This window comes from Paraburkholderia strydomiana (genome assembly GCF_031456815.1).
GTDB lineage: Bacteria > Pseudomonadota > Gammaproteobacteria > Burkholderiales > Burkholderiaceae > Paraburkholderia > Paraburkholderia caledonica.
The window spans coordinates 137,480-159,975 of record NZ_JAVDVL010000010.1 but is presented as its reverse complement, the minus strand read 5'-3'; the positions used below and the strand labels follow the sequence as shown (position 1 = coordinate 159,975).

The following is a 22,496-nucleotide window of genomic DNA, read 5'->3' as shown; positions in this document are numbered from 1 at the left end:
CGTCGGTGCTGGAACCATACGCAGCCTTTCTCGCCAATGCGGCAGATTCTAAAGAACTATCCGCAAACTTTTTCAACATCGACAGTGCAGGCCCCCACTCTCGTCAGACCTGTGGGGAGAACGCTTTTGAGCGATACCAGCAAGGCAGGGCATATTAATGATTAATCACCCACCGTACACCGTTGTGCTGACCTATACCGACGAACCGCGGCAATTGACGATGCAAGCCGTGGACTCGGTTCTAGTGGCTCCGCTCATTGAGAGAAAGATGGCGGTGCCGTTTTTCCTCGATGATGAGGAATTCCGGTTTGACGATGAACTGGCACGGCAACTGGGAGTTGCAATGCTTAATGTGATTGCAGCAGGTCGGCCGGAAGTTAGACAGCACCTGAATTTGACGCAGCATCCGATAGAAAGGCCGTCAGAAGACTAGCAGGCCCAAGTCCGACGATTGACCGAACGGTGTTCGGTCAATCGTCCGGGTGCGCCTGCGCGGTCCCTGGCCGTGGGCTTCCTCGACCGAGCGCGTGACGGCCGGATTCCAAATGACTGCGCAGTTTTGAGTCAGTGCTGAGCCCGGTTGCGGTCGTCCCCATGAGCGTCTGCGCCCGCCCCGCAGAGTTAGTTGTCTGCGGGTCATGGTCCGCGTTCACCGACTGACAAGGCTAAAAACCCAAACCACCACCTAGACCCTATACCCGATCCTGACTCCGCCCCAATGCCGTCCACGGACGAAAACCGGCGCCGACGCATCTTTCATTAAAACGAACTCTCCGCCTCCCATATCGCGCCGATAAGTCTGAAGCAGAAACTTCTTCGTATGCGATCCGGCAGCAATTCCCGTCCGGTCATTGAAAATGCGCCGGTTGCGGCAATTGGCCATGTTCCAGACGACATCGTCGCGTTGCGGCAAGGAGAACTTCAGATTGTGTGTCGGCAGGTAACCGCGCACGTCGATTGCCGCAGAGAACGCCACGCGTGGATCGAGATCGAGTAACGGCTCCTGAATCGCCGGCAAAACGCGGTCGGTGAACGCAGTGAAACGCGTCATGAACTGTTGCGGATTAGTGCCCGGCACGGGCACGTAGTGTTGATCGAAAAGATCGTCGAGAGAAATCTCGCCGCGCGCGACAGCCGCCTCGAATACCTTGCTTACCTTGGCGGCAGCCTCCTGCACGGCTTCAATAAAGCGTGTGTCAGCGGTTTCGACGCCCGCCGCCGCTGTCAACTCGATCAACGTCTCCGACACGCCCAGCAAGTTGCCGAGACGATTCTTCGCCTGCGCGAAGTTCTCGCTCGAATCTTCGACACCGGTCGCCATTTCGAGTACTTGCGCCTCGAGTCCGTCGCACTGCGTTTCGATCTCGCCGGTCAATGCCGCGATCTGCTCCGCCTCGTTGTTCAGATGCGCGATGGCGTCGCCCGTCGCATGCACGACGTCGCCGATCTTGCGCGTGCCCTCACGCACCCGGTGCGCTCGCTCGGTGTTCACCGAGCCTTCGTTGATCAACTGCTCGGTCTGCTGCGTGAGTTGCGCGAGCGTCGTCTCGATCTGACCGGTTGCCTGCGCGGTCTTTGCCGACAGATTTTTCACCTCGGCCGCCACGACGGCGAAACTGCGGCCGGACTCGCCAGCGCGCGCCGCTTCGATCGCGGCGTTCAGCGCGAGCAGATGCGTCTGCCGCGCGATCAAGGAGATTTCCTCCGAGACGCGGCTCACGTGTGCAAGCGCGCTGCGCAGCGCGCCGATCTGGCTTTCGATCACGGTCACGCCTTCCACCAGGCCGTGAATGTCGGCGAGCGATGCCTCCAGCGTCTCCTGCGATTCCTGCACGCCGGTTGCCGCATGCGCCGAGACTTCGCGCATGCCTCGCGCAGCGGTCGCGATCCGATGATTGCCCGCGAGCGTCTGCGCTGCGGACTCGCGCAACGCCTTGCAGACTTGAGCCTGATGCTGCACGCGCGCGGCGACTTCATCGACGTGGCCGGACACATCGCAAATTTCGATACCGAGTTTTCCCGCCTGCGAGGCAATATCGCCGACCACCGCCTCGGAGCGGGCCGGCCGGCGAAAGCTGAAACGCGACATGGATGTCTCCTTTGACGCTAACGGCGCTGGCAGATGGCGCACAGCGTCTTCTCAACGCGTTTACGGCTGGCTTTCGGTGGACTTGATACGGGGTATCCCGCAGTCGCTATCATGTGCGGTTTGGCGTCGCGACAGCCGCAATCAGGTGTGCGGCCGCGACCATCCCTTTTTTCGACGGTAACGATGTACGACTCCTTAGCGCGCGTTTCGGGCTGGCAACAGCTTTATCATTTGTGGGAGCTGCTCGTCATGCTCTGCAAGTTTCTTTGGAGCTTGTTGCGCTTTCTTGGGGGTGGGGGGTAGGGGTGTGCGGGGGGAGCGGAGTTCGTGAGAGTGGAAAGACTGGATTGGTGACTGCCGGGATTGTCCGTTCGGCGAATCGACGGCGGGGCGATTTATCTGCTATTAGAAGACGCCAAGTTGCTGGTACATGACCAGCAGGGCAGTGACGTGATCGCGGATGTGGGTCGTGCGGTGTCCGACCGACTCAAACCGACCCATTTCGGTCAGTTGACCTTCTCCGAACCGGTCAGTCGGCTGCAAGGAGTCTTTGAGAACCGGAGTGCTCATAAGCGGACGTTCGCGACTTCACACAAACGGCCACTTGCAGCCACTCGCTGGCGCTCTCGGATGGACGTTCGAACGTCGGCTACGCGGCCAATTCCCGCCGTTGCGGCTGCGCGCGGCATGTACGTCGCGCGCAGCCGCTACGGCGCTCGCGATGTACATCGAACGGCACTACGTCGAACGCCACTAAGCCGAACGGGAACCTCAGCACAAACAACAACGTCGCCCCCGTCTACAGCTGGAACGCAATCAACGCGGCAAATGCCACGCGCGTCAATGCAGATCTAGGAGCACCTCTGCCAACTGCCAAAAAGTAAGTTTTGCTGGCTGCGCAAGTTGGGGCGCACGCGTGAAACGGATGTTTCCGGTCCTTATTACCCCACCACGCTAGCGTGGTTATCTCGTCAGCTGCTTTCCTCATCGTCGGTGAGCTAGTTCTGTCTTCGAAAGCCGATACGCTGCCAGCAACGTGTGACATGAGGTGGGATGCCGCCGTGTCCCGCGGCCATCGATGCGCTCAGTGGCCGAACGCATCACCGACCGAGCGTCACTTCGTGGCGCCTGCTATCCGGATGTCACGGACAAGAAGGACTTGTAAGCGAATGCTAGATAGCGAACTTCGCCGCGGTGATGACGCAAGCAGCGCGCAACCGAGCCTGATTACGCCTTGTCAAAGAGATCGAGCAACGCATCGAGGCCGGACAGTTCCCAGTCCGGCCTTTGCCCCATTTCCTCGAACGTATTGCCGCTGCGATTGACCCACGCAGTCGGAAAGCCGAAATGGCGCGCGCCGGTTGCGTCCCACGCATTCGACGAGACGAAGAGAATCGACGCGCGCGAAAGACCGAATGCCGATTCAGGAAGTTCGTAGGCGCGATCGTGCGGTTTGTAGATGCGCACAGGATCGACGCTCAGCAGATGATCGAATCGATTGCGCAATCCCGCATGGCCGACCACCGAGCCGATGGAATGCGGCGAGCCGTTCGAGAGAATCGCGAGCCCGAGGCCGCGCTCCCTGAGCCGCGAGAGCGTCTCCGGCACCTCGGGAAAGGGCCGCAGCTTCAAATACGCATCGCAAAGTGCCGCCTTCGTCTCATCGTCCAGATCGAACTTCAGATGCCGCGCCGTATACCGCAATGCATCTTCCGTCGCCTGCTCGAAAGTGACGTAGCGATTCATCAGGCTGCGCAGCCACGTGTATTCGAGCTGCTTTTGCCGCCAGATCGTGCTGATCTCGCGCCCGCGTGCCGGATACCGCTGCTCGCACTGATCGATGACCGAATGCACGTCGAACAGCGTGCCGTAGAGATCGAACGCAATCGCCCTGACGTAATCCATGCTCTCTCCTTCCATTGAACATCCGGATCGAACCGTAGGGCTCAACCGCCCTTTCCTTCCCTGAGCCGCGCGCGATGCGCGGCCACCTTCGCGCGATTCCCGCAGATGGCCATGCTGCACCAGCGGCGTGCATGTCCGCGCGTGTGATCGGCGAACAGCAACGTGCACTTCGGGCCCTCGCAAGCCTTGACGTACGTGAAGTCCTGTTCGCACACGAGCTTCGCCAGCGTCTCGACGATCGGCATCAGCAGCGACTCGGGCGTCGAGTAGCGGCGTTGCATCGTGAATGCAAGCCCGCTCGGCGCGCTCCCGTCCGCGACAATCGCGCCGTGCTGTTCGTCGCGCTGCAGCACGCCATTCAACGCTTCGAGTTCGCTCAGATCCTTCGCCGCGAGCGGCCGCCCCTTTCTCTTCTGCACGAACGATCTGAACCATTCGCGCAGGCCGCGCGCCTTGGCCGCGATCTCGACCAACTCGGCGGGCGCGGTTTGCGAACGCATGTGCGCGAGCACCTCGGCAGGCACCAGTTGCGCCTGTTCGAGCCATGACAGAAGGCCTTCGCCGTCCGCGATCCAGTCGACGGGTTCGTCGACCGGCGTCGCGATCGAGTTGAGGAAATCGAGGCCGGGCGCATCGGCCACGAAGATCGCGGGGAGTGAGCGGTATTCCATTTTTTTAGCCAGCCGTGTTTCTACGATGACTTCATCGTAACCGCCAAAACACATCTTGACAAGTTACCTCTTCGCTTTGTAACCTTATCAACTCTGTTTTAGAGGTTACTAGACGAACCACTTCACCCCCGGAGAAACGACCATGTCCACCATCGCTCATCGCCATATCGACGTCGACGGCTTGAATGTGTTCTATCGCGAAGCCGGTCCTGCAGACGCGCCGAAGCTGCTCTTGCTACACGGCTTTCCGAGTTCCAGCCACATGTTTCGCGACCTGATTCCACTACTGGCCGACCGCTTTCATATCGTCGCGCCGGACCTTCCGGGCTTCGGTCTCTCCGACATGCCGGGCCGCGACAGCTTCACGTACACCTTCGAGAACATCGCCGGCGTCATCGACCGCTTTACGGAGATGATTGGCTTCGATCGGTACGCCGTCTATGTCTTCGATTACGGCGCGCCGACGGGTTTCCGCCTTGCGCTGAAGCATCCGGAGCGCATCACGGCCATCGTTTCGCAGAACGGCAACGCGTATGAGGAAGGACTGAGCGACGGCTGGAATCCGATCCGCGCCTACTGGCAGGAGCAGACGCAGGCCAATCGCGATGCACTGCGCCCGTTCCTCACGAAGGAAACGACGAAGTGGCAATACACGCAGGGCGTGCATGACGAGTCTGCTGTTTCGCCTGACGGCTACTCGCTCGACGACTACTACATGAGCCGTCCCGGCGCGCACGAAGTGCAGCTCGATCTGTTCGGCGATTACCGCAGCAATGTCGCGCTCTATCCTGCGTTCCAGGCGTACTTCCGTGAGCATCAACCGAAATTCCTCGCCGTGTGGGGCAAGAACGATCCGTTCTTCATGCCGCCGGGCGCGGAAGCATTCAAGCGCGACATTCCGCATGCGGATGTGCGCTTCTTCGACACGGGCCACTTCGCGCTCGAAACGCACGCGGCGCAGATCGCGGCAGCCATCAACAAATTCCTCGCTGACTAAAGCGCAGTCACATCACCGCGTTCATCTACCAAAGGAGAACATCATGCGTGCAATGGTCCTCGAAAAATTCGGCGGTCTCGACAGCCTCGTCTATGCGGAGATTCCGGAGCCGGAACCGCTGGAAAGGCATGTCGTCATCGAGATCAAGGCATTCGGCATCAATCACGCCGAGATGCACATGCGGCGCGGCGAATGGGCCGAAGCGGCGAAGGTGAGCGGCATCGAATGCGTGGGCATCGTGAAGTCGTGCCCGGGCGGCGAGTTTCCCGTCGGCGCGAAAGTGGCCGCGCTGATGGGCGGGCTCGGGCGCACCATCAACGGGAGCTATGCGGAGTTCACGCGCGCGCCGGCGTCGAATGTCGCGCTGATCGAATCCGACCTGCCATGGGCCGAACTCGCGGCGATTCCCGAAAGCTATGCGACGGCGTGGACGACCCTGTTCCGCAACCTTGAAATCAAGGAAGGACAAACCGTGGTGATTCGCGGCGCAACGTCGTCGTTGGGGCAAGCGGCGGTGAATCTCGCCGTCAACGCGGGTGCGAAAGTGATCGCCACGACACGCAGCCGCGAGCGCTTCGCGAAGCTCGAAGGAATGGGCGTGTCGCGCGTCGAACTCGAAGGGCCGGACCTCAGCAAGCGGATCGCGGGAGCGAAGCATATCGATGCCGTGCTCGACCTCGTCGGCAACAGCACGATTCTCGATTCGCTCGCGATGCTCCGACGCGGCGGGCGCGCGTGCCTTGCGGGCTGGCTCGGCGGACTGGCGCCGATCCCGGATTTCAACCCGCTCCTGCAGATGTCGAGCGGCGTGTATCTGACCTTCTTCGGGAGCTTCGTGTTCGGCACGCCGGGCTTTCCGCTTTCGGATGTGCCGCTGCAGTCCATTGCAGCGGATATCGCGGCGGGCCGTTTCAATGCGAAGCCCTCGCGCGTGTTCTCGTTCGACGAGATTCACGAAGCCCATCGCGTGATGGAAGCCAACGAAGCGAACGGCAAGATGGTCGTCGTTCATTGAGCCGGGAGAAACCACATGTCCACTAAAGCCGCCATCGTCACGGGCGCGAGTCAGGGGATCGGGCGCTCGACGGCGATCCGCCTCGCACGCGATTTTCATTCGATCGTGCTCGTCGCACGTAATCGCGCCAATCTCGAAGAGACCGCCGACGCGGTTCAGAAGGCCGGCGCAAAGACGATCGCAATCGACATCGACCTCGCACGGCCCGAAGCCGCGCAACACGTCGTCGACGAAGCGCTCGCCGCGTTCGGCCGCATTGACGCGCTGCTCAATATCGCGGGCGCGGTGCCCCAGATCGATCTGTTCGACATGACCGACGAACAATGGGACGCCGGCCTCGCGCTAAAGCTTCACGGCGCACGCAGGCTGACGGTCGCGGCATGGCGGTCGCTCAAGCAGTCGTCCGGATCGGTCGTGCTGATGTCGGGGAACTCCGCGCTGTTTCCGAAGGCGCCGTATGCGGCCGTCGGCACGATCAACGCGGCGATCGTCGCGCTGGCGAAGGCGTTTTCCGATCGCGGCATCGCGGATGGCGTGCAAGTCAATAGCGTCCTTCCCGGCCCGGTGATGACCGGCCGCCGGCGCTCATATCTCGAGCACTGGGCGCCCCTGCACGACATGACCGTGGAAGAAGCGACGGCGCGTTTCCCCGAAGAAGCCGGCATCGCGCGTTACGGCACGCCGGAAGAAATCGCGGAGTTGATGGCGTTCCTTGTCTCGCCCGCGGCCAAATGGATGACCGGCAGCACGCTGCGCATGGACGGCGGCGAGGTCAAATCGGTCTGAAGGGAAGAAGCCAAAGGCCGGACGGATGCCCGACCTTTGGGGCTTACCGCGACATCGCGCCCAAAGCCGGATTGGAACTCGCGATGTAGCGAGCGAAGTGAACGATGATTCGCGCGGCAGGCCAATCGAATCAACGATACCGACGTCGACTTTCCGACCGTCGATTGATCCATCCGTTCATCCGTTAGCAGGCATGGTGGAGCGGGAGGTCGCGTTTCACGTGCAGGCGTATGCGTCGAGCGGCGCGGAACTCATCATGGGCGTCGGTCGGTTCGTCGGGCCTAAGACCATCGAAGTGCGGCTCAACGATGGTGGCACCCGTACGCTCGGCGGTAATCAGGTCGTGGTGAACGTCGGCACGCACGCCGCGATTCCGGACGTGCCCGGCCTGCAGGCGGCCGACCCGCTGACGCACATCGGCGCGCTGGAGCTCGATCGCGTGCCGCCGCATCTGATAGTGTTGGGCGGCGGTTACATCGGCGTGGAGATGGCGCAGGCGTATCGGCGGTTCGGGAGTCGCGTGACGGTCGTCGAGCGCGGCGCGCGCCTGATGGCCCGAGAGGACGCGGACATTGGCGAAGAGATGCTGCGCATCCTTCGGGCGGAAGACATCGACGTGATACTCGATGCGCAGACGATCCGCGTCGAAGGCCATTCTGGAATGCAGGTGCGCGTCGTCGTGCGGACGCCTTCCGGCGAGCAGGTCGTGGAGGGCAGCGACATTCTGGTTGCGGCGGGGACGCGTGCCGAATACAGCCGGTATCGGCCTGGAACTGGCGGGCGTGCAATTCGACGAGCGCGGCTATATTGGCGTGAACGATCGCCTTCAGACATCGGCGGTCGATGTTTGGGCGATCGGTGAGGTGGCAGGAAGCCCGCAGTTTACGCATGTCTCCGTCGACGATTTCCGGATCGTGCGCGACAACATGGCGGGCGCATATCGCAGCACGGGTGACCGGCTGGTTCCATACACGCTGTTCACGGATCCGGCTCTAGCGCGCGTCGGCCTAAACGAAACGGAGGCAATGCGCTTGGGGCTTGCCGTGCGCATTGCAACGCTACCGATGAGCAACGTCCTGCGCACCGAAGCGACTGACGAAACGCAGGGCTTTATGAAAGTGCTTGTCGGTGCGGATGACGATCGTATCCTCGGCTTCACGATGATCGGCTCGGAAGCAGGCGAAGTGCTCGCGGCGATGCAGACTGCAATGATCGCCGGGCTGCGGTCACTGGTATTTCGCTTCCTGGAAGCGGCCAGTCGGCAGTGCCTGCTCCAACCGTAAGCGGACGTCCAGGTCGAGTGGCGCACCGCGGAGCGCGCCTCACGAATTGCCCGGTTCCGGTTCGGGCTGGCGTCCCGTCAGGATTTGATGAACTCCAGAAGGTCGGGGTTGAGGACGTCCGCGTGGGTGGTCAGCATTCCGTGCGGAAAGCCCGGGTACGTCTTCAGCGCACCGTTGGCGAGCACGTCGACCGCGCGAGGCACCGAACTGGCGAACGGGACGATCTGGTCGTCTTCGCCATGCATGACAAGTACCGGCACAGTGATCTTCCTCAGATCTTCGGTGTAGTCCTCCAGCCATGAGGATACGGTCTCGTAGTGGGCCTGGGCGCTGCCGCCCATCCCCTGCCGCCACCAGTTCGCAATCACCGCCTCAGACGGCTTGGCGCCCGGACGGTTGAATCCATAGAACGGACCCTCCGGGACTGCCCGATAAAACTCCGACCGGTTGCCAAGCACGCCAGACTTGACCGCGTCGAACCACTCCCGCGGCTGACCTGCAGGGTTAGCGTCGGATTTCACCATGTTCGGCGTCAACGACGCTACCAGCACGGCCTTGGCGACCCGCTCCTGGTGGCGGGCGACGTAACGGGCCACCTCGCCGCCGCCAGTGGAATGCCCGATGTGGATCGCGTCGCGAACGTCGAGATGTTCGGTCAGCGCAGCGAGGTCGGCGACCCAGTGGTCCATGTCGTTGCCGGTGCCGACTTGCTCGGACCGACCGTGCCCGCGCCGGTCATGGGCGATTACTCGGTAGCCGTGTTGAAGGAAAAACATCATCTGGGCGTCCCAGTCGTCGGCAGACAGGGGCCAGCCATGGCTGAAGATGATCGGCTGACCGGACCCCCAGTCCTTGTAGAAGATCTTTACGCCGTCCGGAGTGGTGATCGTAGGCATCGCTGCTACCTCCTATAAGAGATTGATTCAAGGGTTAGTGCTCCGCGAGGCAGAAAGCTGCCGGCGGCTTCTTGCGAAGTTTTATTTCATGCGCATCCGCAAATGAGGGACGGGAGCGCGCTCTGCGACGCTGCGATGGATCTCTACGTGTCCTTCGGCGCCGCGCCCTTGCTTCTCGCGCTAGATGCGTCGAGTAAAAGGATCGGCCTATGATTGAGCACTCGGAATGCGGTGGCCGCGTCAGTGAGAACTTCCTGGGCGTTTGGCTCGTCGATATTGCTGCCGTTGCAATATAGGCACCGCTTGCCGTGATGACAAAGACTTTCTATGATTTGAGCTATGCCTCCAAGGCATACAGGAGAGCCCATGGAACTTCGCCATCTGCGATATTTCATCGCGGTTGCGGAGGAAGGAAGTCTGTTGACAGCTGCGCAACGACGGCTACACACGTCGCAACCGTCACTGAGCCGGCAGATTCGCGACCTTGAATTTGAAGTGGGTGTGAAATTGCTGGAGCGCCAGGCACGCGGCGTGGCGCTTACCGCTGCCGGGAAGATTTTCCTTGATCACGCGCGTCTCGCGCTGCTTCAAGTCGAAGCTGCGATCGACGGCGCACGGCGTGCGGAACAGCCTGGAAAACCCAGGTTGGCCATGGGCTTCCTTGCGGGACAGGAAGTCGTATGGTTACCGCACGCGCTGCGCATCCTCCGCGAAGAGGCACCGGATGCCGAGATCACACTGTGCAGCCAGTCTTCTCCCGAACTCGCCCTTGGGCTGATGCGAGGAAAACTGGACGTCGCTTTCCTTCGTCCCGAGAGACAGACCGTTGGCCTCTCATTCAAAGTTTTGGCAAAGGAGCCGCTAATCGCCGTACTGCCGGCAGACCACCGGCTGACTTCGCGCAAGAGAATGCGGCCGGAGGATCTCGCCAGCCAGATCTACGTCAGTTCTTCCAGGACTTCTCCCGTGCTGGAATCCGTCATTCAGCAGTACGCATCGAGTGTCGGCATAACGCTCAAGGCGGGATACGAGGGCGAGAACCTCCCTTCCGCCATGTCGCTCGTTACGTCAACTGGGGGCATGACGCTTATCCCGCTATATGCTCAGAATATGCTGGCGCCAAACGTTGTTGCAAGAGCGCTTGCAGGCGTCCCTCCGACGATTGATCTCGTCTTGGGATACAGCGATGCAAATACAAACCCGTTACTTCTTCGGCTGTTATCGCGCGCGGACGAGTTGGTCGCAAGTGTTCAAGATCAAAGCATCATTCGCTATGCCGTCTAGTTCATGGACGCCGGCTCAGTCACTTCGAGATCGAATGGCCGTTTTATTTGACAGGCCGTCGTCTGAATCTCAGAGTCGCACGAGACGCGAATGACACTTTCTGGCAGGAGTGAGGCAGTGCCGACCGCAATTCGCTCGCCGCAAACCGGTCATTGAACGGGGGTGCATGAGACCGTGGCCATTGAAGCTGGACGACTGCCTCAATCGTCCGTTCCTGGCCGCACTCAGCCGTTCACCAACCGGCGCAGCCCGAGCTCACACTCCGGCAAACCCAACCAATTCGCGTCACAAACCCGCCGAGTCCAGTTTATCGGGCTCCGCGTCACAGGCACATGACCGAATTCGTCAGTAAGACCGTGACCTCGCAATCAGGCCGATTCCAACCCATCCCGTTTCCCCCCAGCGCGCCGTCCCGCTGCCCCCTACACCGACGCCCGTCGCGAGCCTTCTTCCCGGAGCAGCAACTCTTCACTGTTGCTCGCATTCCCGCCAAGAAAAGCCCGCAAATCGGCAAGCACGCGCTCGGGCGCTTCTTCCATTGGAATGTGTCCAAGACCCGGATACATAACCGACTTCGCGCCCGGAATGCGCCGGGCGAATTCGGCGGCGTGCGCAGTGGGAATCCAGCGGTCCTTCGCGCCCCACAAGACGAGCGTGGGAACCACGAGCGTAGTCAGCACTTTTGTATCGAGTTCTTCGAAATCGAGCGTCGGCACCATCTTGCCGATTGCGGCGCGCGTGCCTTCGCCGTGAAAAAAGTCGACGTAGCGCCGCAGCGTGACGGCGTCGAGTTTGCGCGCATCGCCATACACGTCGCGCACGGCGCTTCTGATGATGATTTCCGGCAGCCATCGCGGCGAACTCGCGCGGACCAGCGCGTGATTGAAAAGATCGATGTAGATGGGCAGCTTCATCGGGAAGCCGGCCGAGTCGATCAATACCAGGCGCTCAACCGCGTCGCGATGACGCACCGCGTAGTCCCACGCAATAAGCCCGCCAAGCGAATTGCCGATGAATATCGCACGTGAGACGCCGAGCGCCTGCAGGAACGTGTCGATGAAACGCCGGTAGGTCGGCAGGTTCATCGTTTCAATGATGCCTGTACTGGAGCGCAGCGGTCCCGTCACGCCAAACGGCGGCAGGTCGAGACGAATCACGCGGTGGGTGTGCTTGAGCTCATCGGCGACACGGTTCCAGGTGTGCAGCGAAGACGCGAAACCATGAATCATCACGATGGTGTCGCCACTGCCTTCGTCGACGTAATGGACATCCGCGCCCATGATCCGGACGAACCTGGAGCCGCTTTGCGTGTAGCGCCGCCGCAATTCGTCGCGCGGCACACTCGTAATGCCGAGGCGAGCGGCGAGCGAGCGCGGCGGCAGCGCGGCAGAGTTCGATGGTCTCGTAGATGACGAGACCGAAGACCGAGGTTCTCTACTTGCCATGTTGTGCGTCTCCCTTTTTGTTCGAATCGAAACTGCAAACGGACATCGAACCAACCCCAGCCGCTACCGAATCAAGGCAAGAAGCGATAATCCCGCGGCCGCACGCGCCGCGTCCGTTTGCGAAAGCTGAACGTGAAGCCCGGCCACAGCGCGGTCACCTTGCCGCTTCCTGTCTGATACCAGCTATGGCAGCCGCTCGACCACACGGAGCGCTGCATATTCTTCTGCAGGCGCGCGTTGTATTCGCGTTGCACGTCGGGGCGCAGGTCCATCGCGCGTACGTTGCGCTCACGAAGCACGCGCAGGCAATCGCCGATGTACTGCACTTGCGACTCGATCATGTAGATCATCGAGTTGTGGCCGAGAAAGGTGTTCGGACCAGCGATCATGAAGAAGTTGGGAAAGTCGGCGATGCTCGTGCCGAGATACGCTTCTGGACCGTCGCGCAGCCATAGCGCACGGAGATCCGCGCCACCGATGCCCGTCACCTCGAACGGCGCGCCGAAGCCGTTGAACTGAAAGCCGGTGCCACAAATGATCGCATCGGCCGCGTGGTGTGCGCCGTCTTGTGTCATGATGCCGTCCGCGACCACTTCACGAATGTCCGCTGTAATCACGTTCACGTTGGGTTCGACGAGCGCACGATAGTAGTTGCTCGACAGCAGAACCCGCTTGCAGCCGAGGCGGTAGTTCGGCGTGAGCTTCGCGCGCAGTTCCGGGTCTTTCACGCGCCGTGCGAGATAGCTGAGACACAGCTTCATCGGGCGCTTCATCAGTTGCGGATGCCTCACGAAAGCAATGGCCTGCGATTCGAGCTTCCAGTAGATCGCACTGCGTACAACTCGCTGCGTGAACGGCACATGCTCGAAGAGCCAGCGCGCGCGTTCGCTAATGCGCTTGTTGGGCTTGGGCATGATCCATGGCGCAGTGCGCTGGAACAGATCGAGTTGCGCGACGCGCGGCTGGATTTCCGGCACGAACTGGATCGCGCTCGCGCCGGTGCCGATAACCGCGACGCGTTTTCCTTCGAGCGGATACGTGTGGTCCCAGCGCGCGGAATGAAACAGCTTGCCTTTGAAACTCTCGAGCCCCGCAATTTGCGGCATGGAAGGGCGGGACAGTCCACCGCTTGCTCCGATCAGCACATCCGCCTCGACGTTCTCGCGCATGCCGTCGACATCCAGTTCGATGTGCCACACGTGACGCGCTTCATCGAACCGCGCGGCCACGACGCGTGCATTGCAACGCACGTAACGATCCACGCCGTACTTGCGCGCGCAGTGCTTGAGGTAGGCGAGAATTTCCGCCTGGCCGCTGAACTCGCGCGACCACGCCGAGTTCGGTTCGAAAGAAAACGAATACAGATGCGAGGGCACATCGCACCCGGCGCCCGGATAGGTGTTGTCGCGCCAGGTGCCGCCGATGTCGGCGGCGGCCTCGTAGAGCGTGAACGACGTAATGCCCATTTTTAGCAGACGCACGGCCATGCCGATGCCGGCGAAGCCGCTTCCCACGATTGCAATGCGCGGCGCGGCGGCTTGTGCGAATGCGGCGGATGAAGCGGGCGTCACAGCAATCTCCGGCAAGGAAGTTCGGGCCATGTCGACATTCAGGAGACGCGGCGTGGCCGCGAACAGGCGGCCGCTCGAACGTTACGCGCAGGGTAGACAACTGTGCACCTCGCGTCAAGATCGTTTAGAGTACGTCTATTAAACGCGCGTGCTGCGCGGTGATTCAAAACCCATCACCAAGGCCATGACATCCGTATTCGAAGCCGTGCCGAATGCCGGCGACACTGCGGCCACTCAGGAATTGCCGGCCGGCAAACGCAAGCTGATTGAAGCCGCGCTGCGGTTGACCGCGGGCGGGCGCGGCTTCGCGAGCCTCGGTCTGCGCGAACTCGCGCGAGAGGCGGGGCTGAACCCGAACACGTTCTATCGTCATTTCGATACGCTCGACGACCTCGCGCGCGAAGCCGTCGATTCGGTAAGCCGGCGGTTGCGGCCGATGCTGCGCCGGGAGCGCTGGCTCGCCGCGCACGACGAACCGCACAGCGTGCCACGGCGCGCATGCGTGGCGTTCTTCGCGTTCGCGTTGGAAAACCGCGAGGCGTTTCTGAGCGCTTTAGCTGAGTATCACGGCACGTCGCCTGCGTTGCGCGAAGCCGTGCGCGCGACGCTTCATGCGGTGTCGGCGGAAATGGCGGACGACGTCGTGCAGTTGCAACTGATGCCGGCACTGCCGCGCGATGTCGTCGACGAGGTGTGCACGCAGATCGTGCTGCAGTTATTTCATCTGTCAGCGGAGTTCATCGGCGCAGATGCGGACGTGAACGAAGAAGACAGCGACAACGTCGACGCCAACGTCGCCCGTCGGGATGCGCTCGTGAGTTATGCCGAGCGCTTTGTCGTGCGGCTATTTGCGGGCGCGATGTCACTCGCGCGGCACGAGGAAGTGCAGGCGGCCGTATCGAAGCGTGCGTGATTCGCCGAGTGTGCAAAAAAACAGGCTCCATGAAGGGAGCCTGTTTTGCATCGTATTGTCAGGTGCACCACGGTGCACCGCGCTTTGAGCGACGCGGCGGGCGAGGGCTACGTGTTGTCGCTCCAGCCGCCGGAATCGTCGCTGCTGCCCATGTCGATGCCGCCGCCGCTGTTATCGTTCCAGTCGTTCGAGCCCTGGCCGAAGTCGAGGCCGCCGCCGTTGTCGACATCGTTGCCGCGCCGGCGCGTTTCATCGTCGACGATCACGTCACGCTCAACCACGCGTTCACGTCCGGAGTTCAGCGCTTCTCCAAGCAGAACGCCGGTGAGCAGCCCACCCATGCCGCCGCCGAAACCGCCGCCTTGCTGCACGATAACCGGCGGTTGCTGCTGTTGATAGGGACCTTGCTGTTGATAGGGCGGCTGCGACGGATACGGCCCTTGCTGCGGATTGCCAAAGCGCTCGGCTTCGCGTGCATACGGCGATTGCGCGCTGTCAGCCGCGGCGCTTGCATTCGGATCGGGCCGGCCATCGGCTCGGGCACGCAAGCTGCCGATGCGCTGCTCCAACTCGTCGAGTTGATACGGCGGCACCGGGTTCTTGCTGTTCGATAGCGCTTCAACGAGCGTTCGCAACTGGTCCTCCGTTGCTTCGACTTCTTTCTCCAATGCTTCGTGGCCCGGCGCCGTGGAGAGCTTCACGTCGAGCTTGAGCGAGCGCACTGAGTTGAGCAACTCGGTCGCACGCTTGAGTTGCACGCGACGGTCGTCGTCCGCGCGCGTATCGTCCTGCGAGCGCGCGCGGCGCAAGGTCCAACGCAGCACCAGTGCAATCACGCCAACGAGAATCAGAATGCCGACCCACATGCCGATGCCAGGACCATGGCGCTCAGGCGCTTGCTGCACGGCCGGCGCGTTCTGCTGGCCGAACGGATTGGTCGTGCGGTTCGTCAACGAGCCAATCCCGCTTTCACCGCCGTTGCCGCTCGTGCTCGCAGTGCGTTCGGCGTCGCGGCGAATGCGTGCCTCGACTTGCGCGAAGCGCGTCGGGTCGGTGAAACGGATCTGCGGATCGAGCGTCTTGGCCTGCTGGACTTGCGCGAGCGCGTCGCCATAACGACCTTCACGGTCGAGCACCTGGCTGTACAGGTAGTGCGCATGTGCGTTGTTGGGATGCGCCTTCAGCACTTCGGACAGGCCGGCATCGGCCTGCTGCCAGTTGCCTTGCGACATTGCCGATTCGATCTGCTGAACCGTGGGCACGGCAAACGCTGCCGTGGATACGAGCATCAGCGAGACGAACGCACTTGCAATAACTTTTTTCATTTGCAGACCGGGCGCCACGCGCCCGTCTCCTTCAGTCGATTGCGGGGGCCGGCTAACCGGGGGCCGGCCAACCGGGGCCGCCATACCGCACACTGCGACGCAATTACTGAGCCGGCGAGTTGATCTGCTTTTTCAGTGCTTCCAGCCGGTCTTCCACCGACGGGCCGCGGTTCAGGTCTGCCAGCTTGTCGTCGAGCGCCTTGCCGCTTTTGACATCGGCGGAATTCAGACGTGCGTCCGAACGGGCATTCGACAACGCGACCTTGTCTTCGAGCTTCTGAAAATCCTCGGACAGGTTTTTCCCGCCGATGCCACCCAACGCCGTTGCCGCGACGTCTTTCGCTTCGGCGATCTGTTGCTTGGCTTGCAGAATGTTCGAGCGCGCATTCAGATCGTTGCGACGGCTGCGCATGTCCTCGATCTGGCTCTTGAGCTGCGCGACCGACGGCTCCAGCGTAGAGAGTTCCTTGGTCAGCGCATCGCGTTCTGCTTCGGCCGTGGCTTGCGCGCCGAGCGCTTCGCGAGCCAGCGCTTCGTCGCCGGATTGCAGCGCGCGCTTTGCGCCGTCTTCGTACTTCTTCGCCTTGTCGGCGGCAACATCGCGCTTGCTTTGCTGTGTGGCCACTTGCGCCTGGATCTCGATCAGCGAATTCTCGGCGCGGCCGATGCTCTCGTCGAGCTCGCGTACGATCTGGCGCGAATCGCGCGACGGGTCTTGCACCGAGTCCGCCGCGTCGTTGAGGAGACCTTTTAGCGTGCGCGAAATGCTGTCAAAAAGCGACATGAAAACCTCCAGAGAATGGTGTCGGCGCTGAATATTCCTGCGCACTCAACTGCTTGTCACTACTACTTTACGCCGCCGCGCGAGAAGCTGCGCAGCGTTCGGACCGGAGGTCGGGGCTTGCTCGCCGATTGCAATAGCGCAACAGCAAATTGTCGGTTTCGCCTGTGCACATATCGCATGACAAAGCGAAAGGTTTTCGGCGATGAGCGCACCGACCTGTCCCTCAGTAGCTCGCGGATATTACACCACGGGCTCTCTTAAAATGGGCTTAAAGGGCGCGATGAGCGAGCTGGTCAGTGTGCTCGCGGCGAGTGTCGCCAACGTGAACGGCGCACCCGTTGCTAGCAAGCAAGCGAGTGACAATGTGCGCAGTCGATCGCTTGCAAGCCGGTGCAAGCCACTTGCATCGACGTTGCGCGTTCCATTGCTGCCCGCTATCGCTATGGTTACGCGAAGCGGCCGCCTTCGGGGCCGAGGTCGCTGTGCGGATCGTCTTCATCGCGCATGGGGTCGAGACGAGGGCGCTTCAGCACGCTTTTCACGTGAGTCTGCACCGTCACGGCGGCGGGCAGCAGTTCCTCGATCGCGGCAGCGCGTGCCGCCGCCATTCTCGCGACAGCCTCGGCGGTTGCCACGGCGTCTTCGTCGACTTCGGCGGTAAGCGCCGCCAGCACGTCAGCAGGCAGCAGCGGGGCAGGTGCAGGCACGGGTGGCACATTTTCAGCCGGAGTTGCAGCGGCCGACGCTGTCGAATCGCCCGGAATGCCCGCACCATTGGCATCCGAACCGGTCCGGAGGCTCACGCGCGTTTGCAACGCGGCCGGCAGCGCGTCGCGCGCAACCTTCGCGTCGTGCGCGACACGCTGCAGCGCCGCGTCGAGCGCATCAGGCGCGCGGGGCACATTGAGCCGATCGACGATACTCGCTGCTTTCACCTGCTCGCTGGTCGCGCTGAAACTCAGCACTGCGCGCCGCATGAGCTCGCTGACGCTGATGCGGAGTTCGTCCGCAGTGGCGGCGATCGCGCGTTTCTGCGCGGGCGTGACGAATACGACGATGCGTTCGCTGGGCTTTGTCATGATCGGCTCGCATACTTGTTGGCATGGCGCCTGACGGCGCGCATCGGCGCACATCGGCATGCGCGGAGTCCATCATATGACGAGTTGCGCCGATCGCAAACGGGCGCTTCATGAAAATGCCGTGACATCAACGAGTTGTCGCGCTTTTTGTGGTCTTGTCCACAGGCCTTTCAACAAAAACTGGGGATAACTTTGCGAACGTGCGCAAGCGCCTCGCAAGCCTGCCGAATCTACCCACGGTCTGCCGCCGGGACTGGAAGCGAAGGGAATTCTTACAAAAAAACTCCGTTGAGCGCCGCTTGATTTCTTTAAAATGCGCTGTTACGTTGCGCCGGACAATGTCCCGGGTGCGCCGTGGCGACTCGCCGGGGCACAGAGTCGCACGGCGGTCTGCGCCCAGACTACGCCGCTCACGATTCATGCGCGCCTGACGCGCGAGAACAAGGCGTTGAGTTACGCGCCCACTATTCCAGTCATGCCAATCATCAAACGACCGCATTCCTCGCAATCTCCGGCCGGTCAAGACCGGGACTCCTACCACCGCACGCAGGGACGCAACGCCGCTTCGCGCGACGCCGAAGAGGGCGGCCGCTCGATCGGCGCGACGGTTGCGATCTGGTTCGCGAGCCTCGTCGCGATCGTCGCCGTGGTGGGCGCGCTGATCGTCGGCTACGCACTTGTCGTGATGGGGCCGCAACTGCCTTCGCTCGACGCGCTGACCGACTATCGTCCGAAAGTGCCGCTGCGTGTTTATACGGCGGACCATGTGCTGATCGGCGAATTCGGCGAGGAGCGGCGCAGTCTCGTGCGCTTCCAGGACATTCCCGACCAGATGAAGAAAGCAGTGCTCGCAATTGAAGACTATCGCTTTTACGAGCACGGCGGGGTCGACTTCCTCGGCATTCTGCGCGCCGGCTTTGCCGACCTCGCGCACGGCGGCGCGTCGCAGGGCGCGAGCACGATCACGATGCAGGTCGCGCGCAACTTCTTTCTGTCGAGCGAGAAAACCTATACGCGCAAGATCTACGAAATGCTGCTCGCCTACAAGATCGAGCGCGCATTGACGAAGGACCAGATTCTCGAGCTGTACATGAACCAGATCTATCTGGGCGAGCGCGCTTACGGCTTTGCCGCGGCAGCGCGCGTGTACTTCGGCAAGGATCTGAAAGACATCACGCTTGCGCAGGCCGCGATGCTCGCGGGTCTGCCGAAAGCGCCGTCCGCGTATAACCCGGTCGTGAATCCGAAGCGCGCAAAAATCCGTCAGGAATACATTCTCAGGCGCATGCTGGAGTTGCGCTACATCAGCCAGGAGCAGTACGCCCAGGCGGTGAAGGAAGAGATTCACACGCGGAACCCCGGCAACGAATACAGCGTGCACGCCGAGTACATTGCCGAAATGGTTCGCCAGATGATGTACGCGCAGTACAAGGACGAAACTTATACGCGCGGCCTGAATGTCACGACCACCATCGATTCCGCCGACCAGGACGCCGCGTATCGCGCGGTGCGCAAGGGTGTGATGGATTACGAGCGGCGCCACGGTTATCGCGGGCCGGAAGGCTTCGTGCAATTGCCCGCGCCTGGCGACGACCGCGATCAGACGATCGACGACGCACTCAACGATCATCCCGATAACGGCGAGATCATCGCCGCGGTCGTCACGGACGCGAGCCCGAAGCAGGTGAAGGCGCAACTGGTGGACGGCACGCAGGTGACTATCGCCGGTGATGGCTTGCGCTTTGCCGCCAGTGCGTTGAGCGCACGCGGCGCGGCGGCAACGAAGATCAGGCCGGGATCGATTGTGCGCGTGATGAACGACGCCAAGGGCAACTGGCAGATCACGCAGCTCCCGCAGGTGGAGGGCGCGCTCGTGTCGCTCACGCCGCAGGACGGTGCGATTCGCGCGCTCGTCGGCGGGTTCGACTTCAACAAGAACAAGTTCAATCACATCACGCAAGCCTGGCGTCAGCCCGGTTCGAGCTTCAAGCCCTTCATTTATTCAGCGGCGCTCGACAAGGGACTCGGACCGGCCACGATCATCAACGACGCACCGCTGTACTTCCCGTCGAGCACGCCGGGCGGTGATGCGTGGGAGCCGAAGGACGACGACCAGCCCGACGGGCCGATGCCGATGCGTCTCGCGTTGCAGAAGTCGAAGAACCTGGTTTCGATCCGGATTCTGTCGTATATCGGCACGAAGTACGCGCAAGACTTCGTTACGCAACGCTTCGGTTTCGACGCCGACAAGACTCCGCCCTACCTGCCGATGGCACTCGGCGCGGGGCTCGTGACGCCGTTGCAGTCGGCGGGGGCGTATTCGGTCTTTGCGAACGGCGGTTATCGCATCAACCCGTATCTGATCAACGAAGTGACGGACGCACGCGGCGAGCCGCTGTCGAAAGCGCAGCCGCTTACCGCAGGTCGCGACGCGCCGCGCACGCTTGAGCCGCGTAACGCGTACATCATGAACAGTCTGCTGCATTCGGTCGCGACCGCGGGCACGGGCGCCGGCACCAACGTGCTGCATCGGTCGGACCTGCAGGGCAAGACCGGAACGACCAACGACGCGAAGGACGGCTGGTTCGCCGGCTATCAGCAATCGCTCGTCGCGGTCGCGTGGATGGGTTACGACCAGCCGAAGACGCTCGGCAGCCGCGAATTCGGCGCACAGCTCGCGCTGCCGATCTGGGTCGAGTACATGCAGCGCGCGTTACGCGGCGTGCCGCAGAGCGAGCCGGCGCAGCCCCAAGGGGTGACTTCCGTCGACGGCGAACTGTTCTACTCGGACATGACGCCGGGCAACGGTTTTGTCGCCAGCATCGGTCTCGACTCGGCGAATCCGACGGCGGGTGTGAACGACGCGGTCGGAGGCGTGGGGCCCGCGGGCTTGACGCCGCCGGCAGTGCCGCCGCCAAGCGTGTCATCCAATGAGAAAAAGCAGATCATGGATCTGTTCGAATCGAACAAGCCTTGATGAACAATGCGCGTGCTGGCCGATCGGCCGCGCGCGCAACGTGGTGCCCGCAGCGGTGACACGTGCGGGCTTCACGCTTTCCGGCGGCGCTCGGCCGGTAGCTAGCCTGCCGATTCTGTTTGCGAGACGCACGCTGTGTTTTAATCACGCCTGCGATGCTCGATCGGGGTCCATTAGCAGGCTGGATTCGTTAGCTGTTTGTATCTCGAGCATGGCTGCGTCTTGCGGCGAGCAAGGCGTCACCATCCCTCAAGCGCGCCCGGACCCGGCCGGATGCGCGCACATGCCACGTTGAGCGCTGGCGGCACAAGAGCCGCAGCTGCCGGCGTGTTTGCCTTCCAGCATCCACCGGGTTCCGCATTGAAAAGTCGAATTCTCATCTGTCTGATGACGGGGCTGCTGCGCGCCTTCGCAATATTGCCGTATGGGCTCGTCGCGCGGTTCGGCAACGGCGTCGGCGCTCTGCTATACCGGATTCCGAGCACCCGCCGGCGGGTGGTGCATACCAACCTGAAATTGTGTTTCCCCGACATGAGCGACGCGGCGCGCGAACGTCTTGCGCGTGCGCATTTCTGCCACGTGATCCGCAGTTATGTCGAGCGTGGGCCGCAATGGTTCGGCAATGCGCAGGCGCTGGCACGTCTCGTCGAAGTGGAAAGCGCAATCGATCTCGCGGAGGTTCGGTCTCAACCGACGATCTTCGTCGGCTTCCACTTTGTCGGCATCGAGGCCGGGTGCATGATGTATTCGACGCGGCATCCAGTGGCGTCGCTTTACACGCCGATGTCGAACCTGTTGCTCGACGCGATGGCGAGGCGCCAGCGCGGGCGTTTCGGCACCGAGATGATTCCGCGCAGCGACAGTGTGCGGCGCGCGTTGCGTGCCTTGCGCGACGGCACGCCGGTAATGCTCGCGGCAGACATGGACTTCGGTTTGCGCGATTCGGTGTTCGTGCCGTTCTTTGGCGTCCAGGCCTGCACGCTCACATCGGTCTCGCGGATGGCGCGCGCGGCGAACGCCCGGGTCGTGCCGTTCGTGACGGAGGTGCTGCCGGGCTATCGCGGCTACAAGCTGAGTATCTTCGAGCCGCTAGCCGGTTTTCCGTCGAACGACGTAACGGTGGACGCACGACGGATCACCGAGTTTCTCGAGACGCAGGTGCGACGGATTCCTGATCAATATTATTGGGTGCACAAGCGCTTTAAGAATCGTCCGGAAGGGGAGGCGGGCGTTTATTGATGCAGCGTGCGCGCGTATGTGCGTGCTGTCGTTGCGCGGGCAGTGGCGGCAAACGCGTCACAAGGGCAAACGCTTGTGCGTTCAAGCACTTGGCTGTTGTGTCCTATGGTTATCCACAAAGCTGTGAACAAAGTCTGTGGATAGATTGGTTCGGCAAGGCATTGGGCGAAAAACCATAGGGCTACCAACGTCTGATCCGACGGACGCTTCCCATCCTGTCGACCCATGCTTCATTCC

General features: G+C 61.9%; 19 protein-coding genes. 10 read left to right on the top strand and 9 right to left on the bottom strand.

The window, feature by feature from the left end:
* Positions 1 to 157: 157 nt before the first annotated feature.
* On the top strand, positions 158 to 433 hold the full coding sequence (locus J2W46_RS24815; RefSeq protein ID WP_310357085.1) for a hypothetical protein: 276 nt from the start codon (positions 158 to 160) through the stop codon (positions 431 to 433).
* Between the two features lie 252 nt (positions 434 to 685).
* Here the strand turns inward: J2W46_RS24815 and J2W46_RS24810 are convergent, their stop codons facing one another.
* From J2W46_RS24810 to J2W46_RS24800, 3 genes are all read right to left on the bottom strand, one after another.
* Entirely contained in the window at positions 686 to 2,089 is a 1,404-nt protein-coding gene (locus J2W46_RS24810; protein WP_310357083.1) for a methyl-accepting chemotaxis protein, read from the bottom strand.
* Between the two features lie 1,227 nt (positions 2,090 to 3,316).
* Positions 3,317 to 3,994 carry a haloacid dehalogenase type II gene (locus J2W46_RS24805; RefSeq protein ID WP_310357081.1) on the bottom strand — a complete coding sequence of 226 codons (678 nt, stop codon included), beginning with the start codon at positions 3,992 to 3,994 and terminating at the stop codon, positions 3,317 to 3,319.
* A gap of 41 nt (positions 3,995 to 4,035) precedes the next feature.
* Positions 4,036 to 4,665 (bottom strand): CGNR zinc finger domain-containing protein, encoded by a 630-nt coding sequence (locus J2W46_RS24800; protein WP_310357080.1) that lies wholly within the window; start codon positions 4,663 to 4,665, stop codon positions 4,036 to 4,038.
* Positions 4,666 to 4,807: 142 nt separating this feature from the next.
* Here J2W46_RS24800 and J2W46_RS24795 point away from each other — a divergent pair, with 142 nt between their 5' ends.
* The 5 genes from J2W46_RS24795 (at position 4,808) to J2W46_RS24775 (ending at position 8,746) form a co-directional block, all read left to right on the top strand.
* Complete coding sequence (locus J2W46_RS24795) at positions 4,808 to 5,662, top strand: alpha/beta fold hydrolase (RefSeq protein WP_310357077.1); 855 nt, start codon at positions 4,808 to 4,810, stop codon at positions 5,660 to 5,662.
* 43 nt (positions 5,663 to 5,705) lie between these two features.
* Positions 5,706 to 6,677, top strand: coding sequence for a zinc-binding alcohol dehydrogenase family protein (locus J2W46_RS24790; protein ID WP_310357076.1), 972 nt, complete (start codon positions 5,706 to 5,708; stop codon positions 6,675 to 6,677).
* A gap of 15 nt (positions 6,678 to 6,692) precedes the next feature.
* Entirely contained in the window at positions 6,693 to 7,463 is a 771-nt protein-coding gene (locus J2W46_RS24785) for an SDR family oxidoreductase (RefSeq protein ID WP_310357074.1), read from the top strand.
* A 220-nt stretch (positions 7,464 to 7,683) separates the two neighbouring features.
* On the top strand, positions 7,684 to 8,325 hold the full coding sequence (locus tag J2W46_RS24780) for an FAD-dependent oxidoreductase (RefSeq protein WP_310357072.1): 642 nt from the start codon (positions 7,684 to 7,686) through the stop codon (positions 8,323 to 8,325).
* Positions 8,246 to 8,746 carry an FAD-dependent oxidoreductase gene (locus J2W46_RS24775; protein ID WP_310357071.1) on the top strand — a complete coding sequence of 167 codons (501 nt, stop codon included), beginning with the start codon at positions 8,246 to 8,248 and terminating at the stop codon, positions 8,744 to 8,746. The genes J2W46_RS24780 and J2W46_RS24775 overlap by 80 nt, the downstream gene beginning before the upstream one ends.
* A 77-nt stretch (positions 8,747 to 8,823) precedes the next feature.
* Here J2W46_RS24775 and J2W46_RS24770 read toward each other — a convergent pair whose 3' ends face one another.
* A complete protein-coding gene (locus tag J2W46_RS24770) occupies positions 8,824 to 9,642 on the bottom strand; it encodes an alpha/beta fold hydrolase (protein ID WP_310357069.1) in 819 nt (272 codons plus the stop codon).
* Between the two features lie 366 nt (positions 9,643 to 10,008).
* Here J2W46_RS24770 and J2W46_RS24765 point away from each other — a divergent pair, with 366 nt between their 5' ends.
* Positions 10,009 to 10,926 (top strand): LysR substrate-binding domain-containing protein, encoded by a 918-nt coding sequence (locus J2W46_RS24765; RefSeq protein ID WP_310357067.1) that lies wholly within the window; start codon positions 10,009 to 10,011, stop codon positions 10,924 to 10,926.
* A 422-nt stretch (positions 10,927 to 11,348) separates the two neighbouring features.
* On the opposite strand, the gene J2W46_RS24760 is transcribed toward J2W46_RS24765, so the two are convergent.
* Together J2W46_RS24760 and J2W46_RS24755 are read right to left on the bottom strand one after the other, a co-directional pair.
* A complete protein-coding gene (locus J2W46_RS24760; protein WP_310357065.1) occupies positions 11,349 to 12,371 on the bottom strand; it encodes an alpha/beta fold hydrolase in 1,023 nt (340 codons plus the stop codon).
* Between the two features lie 71 nt (positions 12,372 to 12,442).
* Positions 12,443 to 13,942 (bottom strand): flavin-containing monooxygenase, encoded by a 1,500-nt coding sequence (locus J2W46_RS24755; RefSeq protein ID WP_310357263.1) that lies wholly within the window; start codon positions 13,940 to 13,942, stop codon positions 12,443 to 12,445.
* Between the two features lie 184 nt (positions 13,943 to 14,126).
* Here J2W46_RS24755 and J2W46_RS24750 point away from each other — a divergent pair, with 184 nt between their 5' ends.
* Positions 14,127 to 14,855: a TetR family transcriptional regulator gene (locus J2W46_RS24750; RefSeq protein WP_310357064.1), complete on the top strand. Its 729-nt coding sequence runs from the start codon at positions 14,127 to 14,129 to the stop codon at positions 14,853 to 14,855.
* A 107-nt stretch (positions 14,856 to 14,962) separates the two neighbouring features.
* Here the strand turns inward: J2W46_RS24750 and J2W46_RS24745 are convergent, their stop codons facing one another.
* The 3 genes from J2W46_RS24745 to J2W46_RS24735 form a co-directional block, all read right to left on the bottom strand.
* A complete protein-coding gene (locus tag J2W46_RS24745) occupies positions 14,963 to 16,180 on the bottom strand; it encodes a tetratricopeptide repeat protein (protein ID WP_310357059.1) in 1,218 nt (405 codons plus the stop codon).
* A 103-nt stretch (positions 16,181 to 16,283) separates the two neighbouring features.
* Positions 16,284 to 16,964: a PspA/IM30 family protein gene (locus J2W46_RS24740; RefSeq protein WP_020070205.1), complete on the bottom strand. Its 681-nt coding sequence runs from the start codon at positions 16,962 to 16,964 to the stop codon at positions 16,284 to 16,286.
* 446 nt (positions 16,965 to 17,410) lie between these two features.
* Positions 17,411 to 18,043 (bottom strand): hypothetical protein, encoded by a 633-nt coding sequence (locus J2W46_RS24735; protein ID WP_310357056.1) that lies wholly within the window; start codon positions 18,041 to 18,043, stop codon positions 17,411 to 17,413.
* A 475-nt stretch (positions 18,044 to 18,518) separates the two neighbouring features.
* On the opposite strand from J2W46_RS24735, the gene J2W46_RS24730 reads away from it, so the two are divergent.
* Positions 18,519 to 21,020, top strand: coding sequence for a penicillin-binding protein 1A (locus J2W46_RS24730; RefSeq protein ID WP_027804974.1), 2,502 nt, complete (start codon positions 18,519 to 18,521; stop codon positions 21,018 to 21,020).
* Between the two features lie 360 nt (positions 21,021 to 21,380).
* Entirely contained in the window at positions 21,381 to 22,259 is an 879-nt protein-coding gene (locus J2W46_RS24725; protein ID WP_027804975.1) for a lipid A biosynthesis lauroyl acyltransferase, read from the top strand.
* Positions 22,260 to 22,496 lie beyond the last annotated feature (237 nt).

Excerpts from the sequence above, each read along its gene's own strand:
- J2W46_RS24760 (WP_310357065.1), bottom strand. The coding sequence starts at position 12,371 with ATGGCAAGTAGAGAACCTCGGTCTTCGGTCTCGTCATCTACGAGACCA.
- J2W46_RS24785 (WP_310357074.1), top strand. The coding sequence starts at position 6,693 with ATGTCCACTAAAGCCGCCATCGTCACGGGCGCGAGTCAGGGGATCGGG.
- J2W46_RS24765 (WP_310357067.1), top strand. The coding sequence starts at position 10,009 with ATGGAACTTCGCCATCTGCGATATTTCATCGCGGTTGCGGAGGAAGGA.
- J2W46_RS24735 (WP_310357056.1), bottom strand. The coding sequence starts at position 18,043 with ATGACAAAGCCCAGCGAACGCATCGTCGTATTCGTCACGCCCGCGCAG.
- J2W46_RS24810 (WP_310357083.1), bottom strand. The coding sequence starts at position 2,089 with ATGTCGCGTTTCAGCTTTCGCCGGCCGGCCCGCTCCGAGGCGGTGGTC.
- J2W46_RS24740 (WP_020070205.1), bottom strand. The coding sequence starts at position 16,964 with ATGTCGCTTTTTGACAGCATTTCGCGCACGCTAAAAGGTCTCCTCAAC.
- J2W46_RS24790 (WP_310357076.1), top strand. The coding sequence starts at position 5,706 with ATGCGTGCAATGGTCCTCGAAAAATTCGGCGGTCTCGACAGCCTCGTC.
- J2W46_RS24745 (WP_310357059.1), bottom strand. The coding sequence starts at position 16,180 with ATGAAAAAAGTTATTGCAAGTGCGTTCGTCTCGCTGATGCTCGTATCC.
- J2W46_RS24750 (WP_310357064.1), top strand. The coding sequence starts at position 14,127 with ATGACATCCGTATTCGAAGCCGTGCCGAATGCCGGCGACACTGCGGCC.
- J2W46_RS24795 (WP_310357077.1), top strand. The coding sequence starts at position 4,808 with ATGTCCACCATCGCTCATCGCCATATCGACGTCGACGGCTTGAATGTG.
- J2W46_RS24800 (WP_310357080.1), bottom strand. The coding sequence starts at position 4,665 with ATGGAATACCGCTCACTCCCCGCGATCTTCGTGGCCGATGCGCCCGGC.
- J2W46_RS24770 (WP_310357069.1), bottom strand. The coding sequence starts at position 9,642 with ATGCCTACGATCACCACTCCGGACGGCGTAAAGATCTTCTACAAGGAC.
- J2W46_RS24730 (WP_027804974.1), top strand. The coding sequence starts at position 18,519 with ATGCCAATCATCAAACGACCGCATTCCTCGCAATCTCCGGCCGGTCAA.
- J2W46_RS24815 (WP_310357085.1), top strand. The coding sequence starts at position 158 with ATGATTAATCACCCACCGTACACCGTTGTGCTGACCTATACCGACGAA.
- J2W46_RS24805 (WP_310357081.1), bottom strand. The coding sequence starts at position 3,994 with ATGGATTACGTCAGGGCGATTGCGTTCGATCTCTACGGCACGCTGTTC.